This is a genomic window from Pedobacter sp. PACM 27299 (genome assembly GCF_001412655.1).
GTDB lineage: Bacteria > Bacteroidota > Bacteroidia > Sphingobacteriales > Sphingobacteriaceae > Pedobacter.
The window spans coordinates 1767914-1784951 of record NZ_CP012996.1 but is presented as its reverse complement, the minus strand read 5'-3'; the positions used below and the strand labels follow the sequence as shown (position 1 = coordinate 1784951).

The 17038-nt window shown below is 40.0% G+C and carries 9 protein-coding genes; 6 read left to right on the top strand and 3 right to left on the bottom strand.

What is annotated here, in order from left to right:
- Positions 1-171: 171 nt before the first annotated feature.
- From AQ505_RS07530 to AQ505_RS07505, 6 genes are all read left to right on the top strand, one after another.
- Positions 172-2952, top strand: a complete 2781-nt coding sequence (locus AQ505_RS07530; RefSeq protein WP_062547611.1) for an outer membrane beta-barrel protein — start codon at positions 172-174, stop codon at positions 2950-2952.
- A gap of 6 nt (positions 2953-2958) precedes the next feature.
- Positions 2959-3705, top strand: coding sequence for a GLPGLI family protein (locus AQ505_RS07525; protein WP_231635041.1), 747 nt, complete (start codon positions 2959-2961; stop codon positions 3703-3705).
- Between the two features lie 158 nt (positions 3706-3863).
- On the top strand, positions 3864-5480 hold the full coding sequence (locus AQ505_RS07520) for a CTP synthase (RefSeq protein WP_062547609.1): 1617 nt from the start codon (positions 3864-3866) through the stop codon (positions 5478-5480).
- 20 nt (positions 5481-5500) lie between these two features.
- Positions 5501-7300: a membrane protein insertase YidC gene (gene yidC, locus AQ505_RS07515; protein ID WP_062547608.1), complete on the top strand. Its 1800-nt coding sequence runs from the start codon at positions 5501-5503 to the stop codon at positions 7298-7300.
- 151 nt (positions 7301-7451) lie between these two features.
- A complete protein-coding gene (locus AQ505_RS07510; RefSeq protein ID WP_231635040.1) occupies positions 7452-10298 on the top strand; it encodes a S9 family peptidase in 2847 nt (948 codons plus the stop codon).
- 195 nt (positions 10299-10493) lie between these two features.
- The gene (locus tag AQ505_RS07505) at positions 10494-11765 is read left to right on the top strand and encodes a nucleoside recognition domain-containing protein (protein ID WP_062547607.1); all 1272 of its coding nucleotides are present in this window, start codon (positions 10494-10496) and stop codon (positions 11763-11765) included.
- A gap of 75 nt (positions 11766-11840) precedes the next feature.
- On the opposite strand, the gene AQ505_RS07500 is transcribed toward AQ505_RS07505, so the two are convergent.
- From AQ505_RS07500 to AQ505_RS07490, 3 genes are all read right to left on the bottom strand, one after another.
- Positions 11841-13280 (bottom strand): SusD/RagB family nutrient-binding outer membrane lipoprotein, encoded by a 1440-nt coding sequence (locus AQ505_RS07500; protein ID WP_157262239.1) that lies wholly within the window; start codon positions 13278-13280, stop codon positions 11841-11843.
- A 10-nt stretch (positions 13281-13290) separates the two neighbouring features.
- Positions 13291-16515: a SusC/RagA family TonB-linked outer membrane protein gene (locus AQ505_RS07495; RefSeq protein WP_062547606.1), complete on the bottom strand. Its 3225-nt coding sequence runs from the start codon at positions 16513-16515 to the stop codon at positions 13291-13293.
- A gap of 133 nt (positions 16516-16648) precedes the next feature.
- On the bottom strand, positions 16649-16885 hold the full coding sequence (locus AQ505_RS07490) for a hypothetical protein (protein WP_062547605.1): 237 nt from the start codon (positions 16883-16885) through the stop codon (positions 16649-16651).
- Positions 16886-17038 lie beyond the last annotated feature (153 nt).

Here is a 17038-nt window from a genome sequence, read left to right as displayed (position 1 = left end):
TACTTCTAAATATCAAACACTGATGCGTTTAGCAGCAGCTCATCTTTTAAAAGATTAATTCTTAAAGCTTAGAGATTCAAAATACTTAAAAGAATATGATTAAATTTTAATAGAGACAAAAAAAATGTTGTTAGATTTAGGAAATCACCATGAGGAGATCGCTGGTAAATTATGCTGAAAAAACTTTTCACTTATATACTTTTCACTTTATTTTCATTTACCGCTTTTGCACAAAAATCTGTGATTAAAGGTTTAGTTGCTGATACTTTAGAAAAAAAGGTACTTGAGAATACTGCAGTCCTGTTGATCAGGGCTACGGATTCTATATTGGTAAAAACAGCACGTACGGATATAAATGGTCATTTCGAATGGGGAAATATTAAAGCTGGCAATTATCTCCTCCTGATCAGCTATCCAAAAATGGCGGATTACCTCCGTAACATCAGCATTGGTCCAGATAGTATTTTAAACCTTGGACAGGTGAATATGGAGTTAAAATCCAAATTATTGGATGAAGTAGTCATTGCAGCCACCAAAAAAGCCATCAGAATGCGTGGAGACACCTTGGTTTTTCAGGCGGATAGTTTTGCAGTACGCAACAATGCCAATGTTCAGGAATTACTCAAAAGGCTGCCGGGAATTGAAGTAGATAAAAATGGTGCGATAAAATCACAGGGAAAAGAAGTCAAAACCGTACTTGTAGATGGCGATGAATTTTTTGGCGATGATCCCCTACTGGCCACCAAGTATTTAAAAGCGAATGCCGTAGATGAAGTTCAGGTGTATGACCGGAAAAGCAAGACGGCAGAACTTACTGGAATTGACGACGGGATTAAGCAGAAGACGATCAATATCAAGCTGAAAGACAACGCTAAGAATGGTTATCTGACCACCTTGGATGCCAATATGGGGAGTGATGCTTTTCAGGATTATGGAGGGATGATTGGTGCATTTAAGAGTAAATTGAAAATGGCCATTTTTGGCACCTATTCTACCCTCGACAATGACTCTAAGATCAACAATTCTATGCGTAAGCTCAAAGGAGAAGATTATGATCAGATTGAGATCGGAGACGATGGCAGTTCCATTATGTATTCTTCTGGTGGGGATGACGACGATGATTACTATTCTTCTACCGGAGGTCTGCCCAGCAACATCAACCTTGGCGCCCATTATTCTGATAAATTCTACAAAAATAAGATGGGTTTAAAGATGAATTTCAAAGTATTCAATAACCAGAATACCAACCATAAAACTTCCAACTCCCAGGAATTGCTTCCCTCTGGGCAAAAACTAGTCAGTACAGGTACTACAGATGACCATTCTAATGTAACCGGTGAAAATATCCGCGGGACTTATACCTATCATACCGATTCTTTATCCATCCTAAAGGTATCATTCGGCCTAAAAAAGAACAGAAGCTATAATGAATCCAAAAGTTTTAATGGGAGTAACAATGATCAGGGATTACCGATCAGTCAGAATTCACAATCTAACATTGGAAATGGGGCGGCCGACCTTTTCAACGGAAACATCAACTGGTCCACAAAATTCAAGAAAAAAGGTAGGGTATTGTCCATAGATATTCAACCGGAGAGCCAAAACAGTTCAGGACTGGAAACCAGCTTAAACCATACCGAGTATTACGATGCCCTGGGAAACTGGAAAAATAGTGAAGACATCAACCTGATTAAAGACAATTCCGGCAAACAAAATTCCATTGGAACCCGAATCAGCTATGCGGAATTATTGACAAAACGCTGGTCTATGGAAGCTGGATATACCTTTAAAACCATTGCTTCCAGCAGTGACCGTTTAGTTTTTGATGCTGTAACCGGTGAAAATAAAAAAATCGACTCCCTGAGTAACAACTTTAAATTCATTAATTTCTCCAATATAGGGAAGTTGATTTTTCAGTATAAAGTGAAGGATCTATCTGTTTCGAGTGGTCTGGAAGCTACCCAAACCAATTTTGAACTGAAAGATTTAGATAAAGCCAGTAATTTCAAGAGAAGCTACCTGAACCTCTCTCCGCGAACCAATATCTATTATAGGATCAGCAATAATACGAGTATGGCGCTAAATTATAATGGTTTCACACAGCAGCCTAGTATTGAACAGATCCAGCCTGTGACACAAATTAACAACCCTTTGTTCCAGGTGATTGGAAATTCAGGTTTAAGACCTTCATTTACCAATAATTTTTCCGTTTCCTACAGTAGCTTCATGATGAACACTGACCAGTTTATTTCTGGTTCCTTAAATTATGGATTTACCAATAATGCCATTGTAAATTCAGAAATCATAGATGAATTTGCAAAACGTGTGACCAGCTTTATCAATTTAAACGGCAACAATTCCTGGAGTGGAAATATGTATTACTCAAAAGGCTTTTCAAAACTTCATTTCCGTATGGGCCTGGATCTGAGCTTTTACCGCTCTGGAAATGTGGCGAAAATCAATGGTGTACGCAATACTACCATTAATACGCAGTACAATGCGAAAGGTTCTTTCAATTATTACACTTCCAAAGTAGACCTCTCCTATTCTCCTTCCGCTTCAATCATGTATGGTACCTCCTCCATTGGGGGCTTCAATGATGGAAAGAGCATCACCCATAATCATGAATTTTCTGGAACCGTACAATTGCCTTACCGTTCAGAATTCAACACTACACTTTCCATCTCCTTACGTCCGGCCAATTCTTCTTTTGAAACAGACCTGAACGTAGTTATTCTGAACAGCTATCTGGCTACGAAATTAGGAAAAAGTGAAGCCTTTGAGCTGAAACTGACTGCCACAGACATCCTCAATCAAAAAATTGGTTACAATCGGTTTGTAGGTGGAAACCTGATCTCTGAAAATACATTCAGCTATATTCCACGTTATGTACTGATTGGCATAAACTGGAATTTAAGTGGTAACTTTACTAAAGCCGCGGCTAATCCATAAATGATCATGAAACAATTGGCTTGTCTGTTACTTTTATCTATTTCTTTTACGCTGGTAAAGGCGCAGCAGCTTTTTGTACCAAATGGCAGCATTATATTTGAAAAAAAGGTAAATTTACAGCGCCTGATGGAGAATTCGGCAATTTCCGAACGGATGAAAAAATACAAAACCAGCTTATGGGAACTATCATTCGACAATTCAAAGTCACGCTTTCATCCGGTAAAAAAACAGGATGATGAGCAGGAGTTTTCTCTTTTTGGATTGAATGAGAGTTCAGAAAATGAGCTTTATACCAACTATCATCAGGACAAACGCGTAATTAAAAAGAGGATTCTTGGAGAGGACTATCTCTTAACCGATACTATTCCTAAATTGGAATGGAAAATCATGCACGAAATGCGGAATATTGCCGGGTATAATTGCAGAAAAGCCATTGGAGTGATGAATGACTCCGTGTATGTGGTTGCCTTTTACACAGATGACATTCTATTGAAAGGTGGACCGGAAGGTTTTAGCGGATTGCCGGGAATGATTCTCGGACTGGCCATCCCCCGTTATTTCAGTACCTGGTTTGCGACAAAAGTAACACCCTATGCTGAGCAATCTTTAGCCATTACGCCACCTGGAAAAGGTAAAAAGATAGAAACTGAGAAAGATTTAAACAAATTAATCGAGATATATTCCAGACATGATGAGCTGCTAAAACAAAAACCGGAACTGGTAAAAAAGCGGTTCTACGGTTTCACCCTTTAACATTATCAGCCATAAGCGCTTAGGTCCTGAATTTGTAAGATCAACAATATTTCCACATTTAGCCCTTTAGCTTCCGTTTTATTTGCTAACTTTGTATCCCGTACAAAAACAATAAAAGTAGCCCTTAAAGCTGCCTTTATTTTCAGAAAATCACAAACATGACTAAGTATATTTTTGTTACGGGCGGTGTTACTTCCTCATTAGGTAAGGGCATCATCTCCGCTTCATTAGCCAAATTATTACAAGCAAGAGGTTACAGTGTAGCCATTCAAAAATTTGATCCGTATATCAACATTGATCCGGGAACGTTAAATCCTTATGAACATGGCGAATGCTTTGTAACGGAAGATGGTGCGGAAACAGATCTTGACCTTGGTCATTATGAGCGTTTCTTAAACATTCCAACCTCACAGGCGAACAACATCACGACTGGAAGGATTTATCAAAATGTAATCAACAAAGAAAGACAAGGTGAGTATCTTGGAAAAACGGTTCAGGTAGTTCCACACATCACTGATGAGATCAAACGCAACATGCGCATCTTGGGTGATACTGGTAAGTATGACATCGTGATCACAGAACTTGGTGGTACTGTTGGTGATATTGAATCTTTACCTTTCATTGAAGCGGTACGTCAGTTTAAATGGGAAGAAGGTGCAAACAATGCGATTGTAATTCACCTGACTTTGATTCCTTTCCTTGCTGCTGCAGGAGAATTGAAAACAAAACCAACACAGCACTCAGTAAAAGCATTATTGGAATATGGTATCCAGCCAGACATTTTGGTATGTCGTACGGAACACCATATCAATATGGATATTCGTAAGAAAATCGCGTTGTTCTGTAATGTAAACATCAATGCAGTTGTGGAATCTATTGATGCTTCAACGATTTATGATGTGCCTTTGCTGATGATGAAAGAGCAATTGGACAAAACGGTATTGAGCAAATTGAAGCTGGCGCAGAAAAATGAACCGGATATGGAAAGCTGGAAAGATTTCCTTGGTCGTTTGAAAAACCCGACTTCAGAAGTTAAAATCGGACTAATTGGTAAATATGTAGAGCTTCCTGATGCTTACAAATCGATTATTGAATCTTTTGTACATGCAGGTGCTAAAAATGAGTGTAAAGTAAAAGTAGAATATATCCATTCTGAAGGTGTCTATGCAGACAATGCCAAAGAAAAATTAGCACACTTAGACGGTGTATTGGTTGCTCCTGGTTTCGGAAGCCGTGGTATTGAAGGAAAAATCGATGCGATTAAATATGTTCGTGAAAATGATGTTCCTTTCTTCGGTATCTGTTTAGGTATGCAGTGTGCAGTGATTGAATTCGGTAGAAATGTATTGGGATTAACCAATGCAAATACTGTTGAAATCGACGAGAACACGGAAAATCCTGTCATTAACATGATGGAAGACCAAAAAACGATCACCAATAAAGGAGGAACGATGCGTTTAGGTTCTTATCCATGTGACCTTAAAAAGGGAACAAAAGCTTATGCAGCTTATGGAAAAGTACACATCACTGAGCGTCACAGACATCGTTATGAGTTCAACAATGCGTACCTGGAGCAGTATGAAGCAGCAGGAATGATTGCTTCAGGCTTAAATCCTGACAGTCATTTAGTAGAAATTGTGGAGCTCAAAAACCATCCTTTCTTCGTTGGTGGACAATTTCATCCAGAATTAAAATCAACAGTTGCTAATCCTCACCCACTTTTTGTTAAATTTGTCGCCGCCGCGATGGAATTTGCGAAGAAGAAAATCAAATAATACGAGTTTAAATAACAATAATGGATAGAAATACGTTTACAGGCCTGTTCCTGATCATGATCGTTTTGGCCGGTTCTTTTTACTTTTTTGGTCCAAGTCAGACTGAAATCACCAAAGAAAAGGAAAGAATTGCCGCAGATTCTTTGAAAAAAGCTAATGCAGCCACAAAAACTACTGCTCCTGCAATTGCAGCGGCAACACCAGCTGTAGATTCAGCAACATTATCAGGACCATTTGGTGGCAGCATCGCAGGTACTCCTCAGACTACTGTTTTAGAGAATGAGAACTTAAAATTAACGTTAACCAATAAAGGTGGTAAGATCTTATCTGTACAGGTGAAAGATCAGAAAACTTACAATGGAAAACCGGTTATTTTATTTGACGGCGACCAGAATAAGTTCGGCTTAAAAATGAACATCAACGGTAAAGTATTAAATACTGATGATCTTTATTTTACACCAACAGTAACAGACAATAAAGTGAGCATGCGTGCCACTTATCAAGGTGATCAATACATTGAATATACTTACGACTTAAAACCTAAGTCGAACAATGTTGCTTTTAACATTAATCTTAATGGTTTAAATCAGGTGATCCAAACGGATTCTATCTCTTTGAACTGGTCTGCAACGTTATTAGAGCAGGAGAAATCTGCGAAGAAAGAAAAAGAACACTCTGCTCCTTTCTACAAATATACGAATGCAAGCCCAGATCATTTGAGCGTTGCTAAAGACCAGACTGAAGAGTTGAAAAAAGGAAAAATCGAATGGTTCTCCTTCAAACAACAGTTTTTCTCAGCAGTCCTGATCTCTAAAGACGGTTTTGAAAGCGGTAAACTTGCCATCACAGATTCTACCAAACCAGGTGAAATCAAACGTTATGATGCAGACATGAAATTACATTTCAGTCAGTCAGCCTCACAAAACTATGCGATGGATTTCTACTTCGGTACCAATAAGTTCTCTACGCTAAAAGCACAAGGGCACGAAATTGAGAAATTAGTAGATATGGGTTACTGGCCTTTAAAATATATCAACAGGTTTGTGGTACTTCCAGTATTTAAATTCCTGGAAGCTTTTGGATGGAACTATGGCTTGATCATCCTGATCCTGACCATCCTTCTTAAAGTTGCCATGTCTCCGCTGACGTATAAATCATACATCTCTATGGCTAAGATGAGAATTCTTAAACCAGAAATGGATGTGATTAAAGCTAAAGTAGGCGAAGATAACCCAACACTTTTACAACAAGAATACTTAAAATTGTATAAGCAGGTAGGCGTAAATCCACTGGGTGGCTGTTTACCAATGTTACTGCAATTGCCTTTTGTAATGGCCTTCTTCTTCTTCTTCCCTAACTTATTTGAGTTAAGAGGAGAAAGCTTCTTATGGATGAAAGATCTTTCCACTTATGATGATTTCATCAAATTTGGTTTCACTATTCCATTTATCGGAGATCACTTGAGTTTAATGTGTGTGTTGATGACGATTTCAACCTTGATCTATACTTATTTCAATAACCAGATTTCTGGTGCAACAGGTCAGATGAAGTATATTGGTTACATCATGCCAATCATTTTCTTAGGCGTCTTGAATAGCTATCCATCAGGATTAAACTATTACTACTTCCTAGCGAATATGCTGACATTTGCACAGCAGTTCATGATCAAATCTATGGTTGATGATGAGAAGATTCACCGTACTTTACAAGAGAACAAAACAAAACCTGTAGAAAATAAAAAGAAATCTAAATTCCAAACGAGATTAGATGACTATATGCGTTCGCAACAACAAGCGGCAGCACAGGCAAAGAAAAAATAGTCTTTTTTTAAAGACATTTAAAAAGCACCTTTCGGGGTGCTTTTTGCATTTAAGGCGGTTTTTTTTGTAATAATTTGGTGCAAATTGCGGATATAGGACGAAAAAAGCAGAAATTTAAAGCTGAAGAAATAAACAAGTAAAAACAGTCTTTATGATGCATAAAAAACTTACACTAATGTTCTTGTTAATGGCCAGCGCAGCATACGCGCAGAAAAAACCATTGGATCATAGTGTTTATGATACCTGGGAATCTGTGGGATCGAAACAACTCAGTAACAATGGCGCTTGGGCCATGTATGGGATCAACCAACAAGAGGGTGATGCCAATCTATATCTGAATAACCTGGTCAACTTGGCCAAATTAAAAGTCAATCGTGGTACCAATGCACAGTTTAGTGCAGATTCAAAATATGCAGTATTTGCCATCAAGCCTTTTCAAAAGGACATCCGTCAGGCAAAAATTAAAAAGAAAAAAGCAGATGACCAGCCTAAAGACAGTTTAGGGATCGCCAATCTAACCAGTATGGCCATCATAAAAGTTGCCCGTGTGAAGTCATTTAAAATGCCAGAGAAAGCGGCTGGCTTTTTAGCTTATCAACTGGAAAAACCTATTGATACCGCCAAGAAAACACCTGCTCCTGCTGCTACGGACAAGAAAAAAGACAACGAAGACTTTTTTGCCGAAGACGATGCCGCGGCGGCTGGTAAAAATGAAGGCACAGACTTGGTTTTTAAAAACCTCAATACGGGTGTAGAACGTACCTTTAAATATGTGAGCGAGTACGCCTTCAGCAAAAATGGAAAGCAGTTTATCTTTGCCTGTACAGGTGCTAAAAAAGACAAGACGGCTCCGGTAGGTGTATTTGTTTTGAATACAGAAAAAGGAACTTTGAAAACATTAGTAAAAGGAAAAGGTACTTTTAAAAACTTTGCTTTTGATGAAGATGGCGCCTATTTAGCTTTCTTAGGAGAGCAAAGTCCGGAGAAAATGGAAATTAAAGAGTTCAATGTATACTACAACTCGCTTTCTTTAGATACTGCGCAGATTCTGGTAGACAATGCCATTCCTGGTATGCCTAAAAAATGGTCAGTAAGCGGTGATTCCCGCGTTAACTTTAGTAAGGATGGTACAAAATTGTTCTTCGGCATCGCTCCTGTGAAAACAGCAAAAGATACGACACTGGTAGATTTTGAAAATGCAAAATTAGATATCTGGGGTTATAAAGACGATTATCTGCAGCCAATGCAGCTGAAAAATGCAGATAAAGAATCTAAAAGAGCTTACCTCTCTGCCATTGAAATCTTCAACAGCGACCCGAAAATTGTTCCATTAACGGATGTTAAGTTACCAGATGCAGTAGTCATGGATGAAGGAAATGCGCCATTCGCATTGGCCTCTACCGACTATGGCAATAGAGTACAGCAGCAATGGACGGCAAGTACCATTAAAGATTATTACCTGGTAGACGTAAAAACCGGCGCCAGAAAAAAGATTATGGAAGCACTTTCTGGTTCTGCAATGGTTTCTCCAGGAGGGAAATATGTGCTTTTCTTTGATAAGAAAACCGGCATTTATTGTACTTATCAAGTGGCTACGGGAAAAGTAACTCCATTGAACAATGGTTTGGCCGTTAAACTGGTAGATGAGGAAAATGATGTTCCCGACAACCCTTCTGCTTATGGTGTAGCCGCCTGGACGGAAGATGACAAGACCGTTTTAATCTACGACAGATATGACATCTGGGAGTTCTCTCCTGAAGGAAAAACCCCTGCAAGAAATTTAACGAATGGTTTTGGAAGACAGAATAAGCTGACTTTCCGTTACCAGAAGCTAGATCCGGAAAGTCGTTTCCTTGGAAAAAAGCAACACATTTTAATGGATGCTTTCAACAATACCACCAAAGAAAATGGTTTCTATAAAACGAATGTAGGCGATCAGAAAAATCCGGAACTGATCGTGATGGACAAATACAAGTACTCTGATTTAGCAAAAGCTAAGGACGCAGAAATGTACATCTACGACAAAGGAAGCTATATCGTTTCTCCGAATGTCTATGTTTCAAAAGACCTGAAAACAGAGATAAAACTGAGTAACACCAATCCTCAGCAGCAAAACTACAACTGGGGAACTGCTGAATTGGTAAAATGGGATACCCCTAAAGGCTTTAAATCAGAAGGTATTTTATATAAACCGGAAAACTTTGATCCGACTAAAAAGTATCCAATGATCGTGTATTTCTATGAGAAACTTTCTGATGGACTTTATGCTTATCAGCCGCCTGCTCCTACCCCATCTAGGTTAAACATTCCTTTCTTCGTGAGTAATGGCTACCTGGTATTTGCACCAGACATCTCTTATGAAACTGGTTATCCTGGAAAATCTGCAGAAGAATATATCAATTCCGGTGTAGAAGCCCTGAAGAAAAACGCATGGGTAGATGGCAGTAAAATCGGTATCCAGGGACAAAGCTGGGGCGGTTATCAGGTGGCACACCTGATTACACGTACCAATATGTATGCAGCTGCATGGGCTGGCGCTCCGGTTGCCAACATGACTTCTGCTTACGGGGGTATGCGCTGGGAAAGCGGCATGAACAGACAGTTCCAATATGAAAAAACACAAAGTAGAATCGGTGCTACCCTTTGGGAGAAACCAGATTTGTATATCGAGAACTCTCCTTTATTTTTCTTACCAAAGGTGAATACACCTTTAGTGATCATGGCAAATGATGCCGATGGTGCCGTACCATGGTACCAGGGAATTGAGCTATTTAGTGGCTTGAGACGCCTTGGAAAGCCAGTATGGATGCTAAACTACAATGGTGAAGCACACAACCTGGTGCAGCGTCAGAACAGAAAAGACATTCAGATCAGAGAACAGCAGTTTTTCGATTATTATCTGAAAGGCGCTAAAGCACCAGCATGGATGACCTCAGGAATCCCAGCTACAGAAAAAGGAAAAACATGGGGCTTTGAGCTCACAGATGATAAGCCTTAACAATTGAGGATCATCAATTAATTTTAGTACCGAAACGGCCGTATCCCTTCATTGTGGATGCGGCCGTTTTGGTTTATTTTACCCGCAGATTTCATCCTCAACATTTTTATCCTTCCTACTTGATAATTATTGTTCCTTAACACGGATTATTAGAATCAAAACTATAAATTTAACGCTTCAACTAATTTTATTTTAATGGCCCTAAGTAGGATCTGGTCTGCATTCATTATCATCGCGATTGCAGTAGCCAGTTTTAAGTGTTTCTTTCTTGGAGAAACAGAAATTTTCAACCTCATGATCATTGGAAAAGCCAGTGATGCGGGTAATGTATTGAAGGTAGATGGCATCATCGAGACCTGCTGGACTGCAGTCAATATCTGCTTAAAGCTGATTGGAATTATGGCCTTATTTATGGGCTTTATGAGCATTGCAGAAAAAGCCGGAGGCATCCGTTTATTGTCAAGAATCATCAGTCCTTTCTTCTCGAAACTTTTCCCGGATGTTCCTAAAGGTCACCCGGCAACAGGCCACATGGTGATGAACTTTTCCGCAAACTTATTGGGGCTAGACAATGCAGCTACCCCTTTCGGACTGAAAACAATGGAAAGTCTGCAGGAACTGAATCCCAATAAAGACACGGCTTCCAACGCACAGATCATGTTTCTTTGTTTACATGCTTCCGGATTAACCTTAATCCCGGTCAGCATTATCGCGGTACGTGCTTCTTTAAACTCGGCAAATCCAACAGACATATTTATCCCCTGCATGATTGCCACTTTTGTAGCGACCATGGCGGCCATGTTTATCGTTTCGTTTAAGCAAAAGATCAATATTTTTCAGCCGGTGATCATGGCCTGGGTACTGGGACTGTCTTCCATTATCGGGTTATTAGTGCTTTACTTAACCAGTTTAACTACTGCCGGATTACAGGAGTTTTCAGGAATCCTGAGCAATGGATTATTATTATTGATCTTTTTATTGATCGTATTGGGTGGTTTGTATAAAAATATCAACATTTATGATGCCTTTGTAGAAGGTGCTAAAGGCGGTTTTGACACTGCGATCCGGATTATTCCTTATTTAGTGGGGATGTTGGTGGCCATCAGTTTATTACGTACCAGCGGTACATTTGACATGGTCATCAACGGATTAAAACACGTTTGCACAGCTTTAGGCATGGATTCCCGTTTTATTGACGGCATTCCTACAGCACTCATCAGACCGCTGAGTGGAAGTGGTGCCAGAGGGATGATGATAGATACCATGACTGCTCATGGACCAGACTCTTTTGCGGGTAGATTATCCAGTATTCTGCAAGGTTCTTCAGACACTACATTTTACGTAATCGCCGTTTATTTTGGATCGGTTAGCGTAACCAATACGCGGTATGCAATCGGGGCAATGTTACTGGCAGATTTAGTAGGCGTATGTACTGCGATCGGCTTATGCTATATGTTCTTTGGATAAGATCAGCACCTAAAATATTATTGTTTACCTATAAAAGAAGCCACCATAATTAGATTATAATGGCTTCTTTTATCATCAAGGTTTATCCCACCACACTCTGGAATTCAGATTATCCGCCCCACCATAAGGGAATGAACCCACAGCAGCACTATAATTAGCGCCATTGTTTGTGATTTCCTGTGTCGGATACCCTTCTCTTCTCGGAATTGGCACATTGTTGTTGTTAGGTGCTGGACTTAACAGGGGGAAGCCAGTTCTTCTCCATTCTGCCCATCCTTCATATCCATGAAGAAAAAGATGTACCCATCGCTGTTCTCCAATCTGACGTAAAGCAGTGGCTGGATTATAAGCTACTGGCACTTGTGCCATAAATGCAGACAATCCTGCCGCGTTATTATTATTCCATTGCAAAATAGATTGCTGAATAGCCAAATCATAATTGGTCTTTGCTACGCCATCACTGCCTGGAATCCAGTCTATTTTTGCTGCTTCAGCTTTCGCAAATAAAGCTTGTGCATAGGTGACCAGGTAAACTGGAGAATTCTGCTGACGCAATGCGCTACCTAATAATGAAAAATTATTGATCACTACGGAAACCGCACCCGGCAGTCCATAATCCAGACCTACATAATTTCCTGCTACATTCTTATCCGCAAAAACAGGCAACCTTGGGTCATTTAAAGGCAGCATATAATCCACGATAGGCTTACTCACAGCAAACCAGTTTCTTTTCAAACGAGTAAAAGAGGTGTACCAATAATTTTCATTGACCTTATCCGCCAGGTGAACATAAGTCAGGTTATCCTCGTTTTTATCCATGACCCCATTTGCCAATGCCTTCTGGAATTCTGCTTTTCCTTTACCAGGATCTACTTTAGAAAGCCTTAAAGCCATCAGCAGATGGATCGTATTGCCTAGTTTTTTCCACCTGACAACATCACCACCATAAATGATGTCATTTTTAATATTACCAGGTACAAATGCCGCATTCGCTTCATCGAGCAGTTTGAAAAGCCCATCATACACCACCTGCTGCGAATCGTAGACAGGTGTAAAATTACCTGAGCCTTTTAAGGCTTGCTGAAAAGGAATTGCCCCCCAACGATCTGTAATGTGCCATAAGAAATAGGCTTTCAAGATTTTGGCGACAGCTATCTGATTCACAATTGGGCCTTCATTAGGATTATTTGCAATCTCTATTGCCTTTTCCAGATTCATTAATGGACCGGCATAAATCGGATAAAAGTTAAAGTTAACCGTATTGTAACGGCTATTCTCTGTAAAAGAAGTGTTGGAAAGGTATTGAGGGTAATGCTCCCCATAAATAGAGGCCGTCTTATCGAAAGTAGTCCCAATATCTGCCAGACTTAATTGAGCATTGGCAATTAGTTGTGTGGCTGCAGCCTTTACCGGATTGTTCGGATCGGTATTGATCGCATCATCAAATTTATTGCAGCTGCTGGTCAGTGCGGCGAGCAAGAAGATCAGGTATATAGATTTGTTTATTTGTTTCATTTCCGTAAGGTTAAAATGTGAGGTTCAGGTTAATGCCGTAAGATCTTACCGTTTGCAGCTCTCCTTTTTCCAGCCAGCTGATAGAAGCACTTCCGGTAGACAGCTCAGAAGGGTCTAACCCTTTCGGCGCTTTTTGCCAGATCATCACTGGATTTCTGGCCACAATAGCCACCTTTGCCGATTTAAAGGGCGTCTTTTTCAATAAGTCTCCTGAAAAGTTATAGCCCAGACTAACTTCTCTTAATTTGATATAAGAGGCATCATACAGCCATTCCTCATAGATTTTAGTTCCGATGTTATTTCTGAAATAGGTCCTGGCATCTACGTAACCATTAAATTCTTGTCCGCCTACATTCTGACCGGCAATCATGGTTCCTGGCGCATAAATCCCATTCAATTTTACCCCGCCACCACTGGCCAATGGGTCACGAACATTCGAGCCTTTATCATTTAATACCGCTGTTTCTGCGGCTTGACCGGATTTAACGGCCAGCATTTTTGACCAGCTAAAGAATTGGCCGCCGCTTTGAAAGTCAATCATCGCTGAAAGATCAAATTTCCCGATCTGGAAAGTATTCATAAAACCTCCTGTAAACTTTGGCAATACGCTGCCGAAATCATGATTGGTTTCTACAAGCGGCATATTATCCGCGCCCAACAGGATTTTACCTGTCTGCGGATCCCGCTGGTATGCTTGTCCGACTAAACTTCCAAAGCCTTTATTCAGTGTAGCATTCAGGTAAATATTCACGCTGGAATAAGTGTTTACATCCAACTGATAAACGGTCAAATCTTGATAAAGCGCTTTAATTACACTTTTATTCCTGTTGAAATTCAGGGTGGCATCCCAGCTAAAAAACTTCGACTGAACCGGTGTTCCTGTTAAAGAGAATTCAATTCCATGATTTTGAATCATCCCTGCATTTACCACATTTGAGGTGTAACCACTAGCCCCGGAAACAGATAAATCTATGATCTGATTTTTATTCTTTTGATTGTAATAACTGAAGTCGAATCCTATTCTATTCTTTAGAAACTTCAGGTCCGTACCAATTTCAAAGGAATGGGCAAAAGCTGGTTTTGCAAATGGGTTATTCAATTTATCAGGCACATACAGCGTATTGATATTCGTGGTGGTATTCTTATAAACACTGCCTGGCGAATAGGTATAGGCGGTTTGATAAGGCTTCAGGTCTGAACCTGCAACCGCATAACTTGCTCTTAATTTACCAAAAGAAAGCGCCTCCCAGTTGGTCAGCTGACTAAATACAAAGCTTCCTGAAACCGATGGATACCAATAGGAATTGTTGCTTTTTGGCAAGGCCGATGAATTGTCATTTCTAATCGAAATATCCAGAAAATAGGTGTCTTTATAACCCAATGAAGCCATAGCATAAGCACTTCTGATCTCTTTCCTTCGTTCATAAGACCTACTGTCTGGCCGGTCTATGGAGCCTGCAATACTGTAATAATCCGGACTGGACAACCCACCTACTGTAGCCTGAAAAGTACTTGTAAATTTCTCCGTATAAAGGTTTGCACCAAAGTTTCCGTTGATCGAGAACTCGCCAAACTGTTTATTGTATTGTGCCAGGAATTCGTAATTATTATCGATCCCCTGGTACTTCCCTACAGAATAACCATCGTCTAAACGCCCTCCAAGCGCTTCTTTATGGCTAATGTTCTGAATGTAACGATCGGTACGGACGAAAGCGCTTAATTTCAATTCCGGCAATACCTGATAGTTCAAATTCACATCCCCAAAAAGACGGTCGCGATTGTCATTATTTAAGCTTTTATAAGCATCAAAAAATGGGTTGTTCCAATCGCTTGGCTTATTATTGTCGCTATTGATGATTCCAGTAGTCGTATTTGGATTCACATTCCAGTTCAGGATCGTTCCATCTGGATAACTGTAATTTCGCAGTCTGCTCAGATCAATATTTCTTTGGAACCATTGCGAACCTCCCGTAAAAGAACCTTGATAGCCCTGCACTGGCCGCTGACCACTATTATTTGCATAATTTCCATTCACACCCACCGTTAATTTATCCGTTAACTTTAAGTCTGAACTTAAACTCAAATTATTGCGTTTTAACCATGTATTTGGGATAGTTCCATTGATATACGCATTGTTATAACTTAAACGGAAGGAAGAATTTTCATTTCCTCCACTGATGGACAAGCTGTTATTGATATTTATTCCTGTCTCATAAAAGTCTTTAATATTATCCGGCTGCGGTACGAATGGGGATGCTTTCCCAAAATCAGGATCTTGGGGGTAAAAGCTATAAAACATCCTTACTGGCGTTCCATCCATTCTAGGGCCCCAGCTTTCATCATTTCCATTTACGTACTTCTCGCCATTGGCTAAAGTGAGGAAAGTTTGATTGTTCCCTACTCCGTAGGTATTTTGCAAGGGAATAAAATTGCTCACCTTTTCCAGGGAGAGACCAGAATTGAACCTGACTTCGACAGATTTCGGCCCTTTCTTCCCTTTTTTTGTGGTAATCATGATGACGCCATTCTGTCCGCGGATACCATATAATGCGGAAGCAGTAGGTCCTTTTAACACATTTATAGATTCAATATCTTCCGGATTAATGTCCTGGGAAATGTTACCGAGATCCACCCCGTTTCCTGAAGCAGTGCTGAAATTAGCATCAGAGATCGGTGTTCCATCCACGACAATCAGCGGTGCTCCATCTCCATTCAGGGAATTCACTCCCCTGATTTTGATCTTCTGAGTGCCCCCCATACTGGCGCCGGAAGAGCCCACCACTTGTACACCCGCAATTTTTCCGGCAAGAGAACCCAACACATTTTGTTCTTTGGTCAGCGTTAATTTATCTCCTTTTAAGGTTTGGGTGGCATAGCCGATAGATTTTTCATTACGCTTAATGCCAAGGGCGGTCACCACCACTTCTCCCAGCGACTGCGCGTCCTGTACCAAAGCGACATCTATGCTGCTTCGATTGTTAATGGGGACTTCCTGCGTCAGATATCCAAGGTATTTTACAACGAGTGTCGTTGCATTCGCGGGTAAACTGAGGCTGTAACTGCCATCTGGCTGTGAGGAGGTTCCTGAGCTGCTGCCTTTAACAAGGATGCTTGCTCCTGGAATTCCTGTTCCATTACTGGCATCGCTGATTTTTCCCCGAACAATTTGCTGGGCAAAACCACTGAAAGCGAATAAAAGGAAACAGGAACAAATGAGGGTTAATCTTTTGTTCATGAGGTTAGTATTTTAGGTTTGGTACAGGAAAATACTAAAAAAACGACAAGAAACTCAATATCTTGACAAGGCATTATCATATTTAATGCCTTGTTGTTAAGAATAAAGGAAAAGAAAAAATATTTATAGAAATTTAACCTAGCTTACTGATGGTTAACCGGTTAATAATTTGCTCCAGAATTCTTGGTTCAACGCTGGTATGTCTGGAAGATCTCCAGGTGCTGGTAGAATCTAACCATACGCAAAAGGAATGATATCCATCCAGTACGACTGCATAAGTTTCATGAAAATCGTCTTGTATCTGCATGCAAAAACCATTCACAGACTTGCCCTGAACATCAAACTGAAAGTTGAGATAATTGCTTAGCATATTTATAGTGGTTAGGTGACTTATAACAAATCTAACTTTGAAATGTTTAGCTAATCTTAAGTAATTGATATGATATTGTAAAAACTACGCACTATTTATGGCAGCATCACAAACGTTTTAAACATTGAGTTGTTGCAATATACATATATCCTA

Bases quoted from the DNA above. Each gene is read 5' to 3' on its own strand.
- AQ505_RS07530 (WP_062547611.1), top strand. From the start codon at position 172: ATGCTGAAAAAACTTTTCACTTATATACTTTTCACTTTATTTTCATTT.
- AQ505_RS07525 (WP_231635041.1), top strand. From the start codon at position 2,959: ATGAAACAATTGGCTTGTCTGTTACTTTTATCTATTTCTTTTACGCTG.
- AQ505_RS07520 (WP_062547609.1), top strand. From the start codon at position 3,864: ATGACTAAGTATATTTTTGTTACGGGCGGTGTTACTTCCTCATTAGGT.
- yidC (WP_062547608.1), top strand. From the start codon at position 5,501: ATGGATAGAAATACGTTTACAGGCCTGTTCCTGATCATGATCGTTTTG.
- AQ505_RS07510 (WP_231635040.1), top strand. From the start codon at position 7,452: ATGATGCATAAAAAACTTACACTAATGTTCTTGTTAATGGCCAGCGCA.
- AQ505_RS07505 (WP_062547607.1), top strand. From the start codon at position 10,494: ATGGCCCTAAGTAGGATCTGGTCTGCATTCATTATCATCGCGATTGCA.
- AQ505_RS07500 (WP_157262239.1), bottom strand. From the start codon at position 13,280: ATGAAACAAATAAACAAATCTATATACCTGATCTTCTTGCTCGCCGCA.
- AQ505_RS07495 (WP_062547606.1), bottom strand. From the start codon at position 16,515: ATGAACAAAAGATTAACCCTCATTTGTTCCTGTTTCCTTTTATTCGCT.
- AQ505_RS07490 (WP_062547605.1), bottom strand. From the start codon at position 16,885: ATGCTAAGCAATTATCTCAACTTTCAGTTTGATGTTCAGGGCAAGTCT.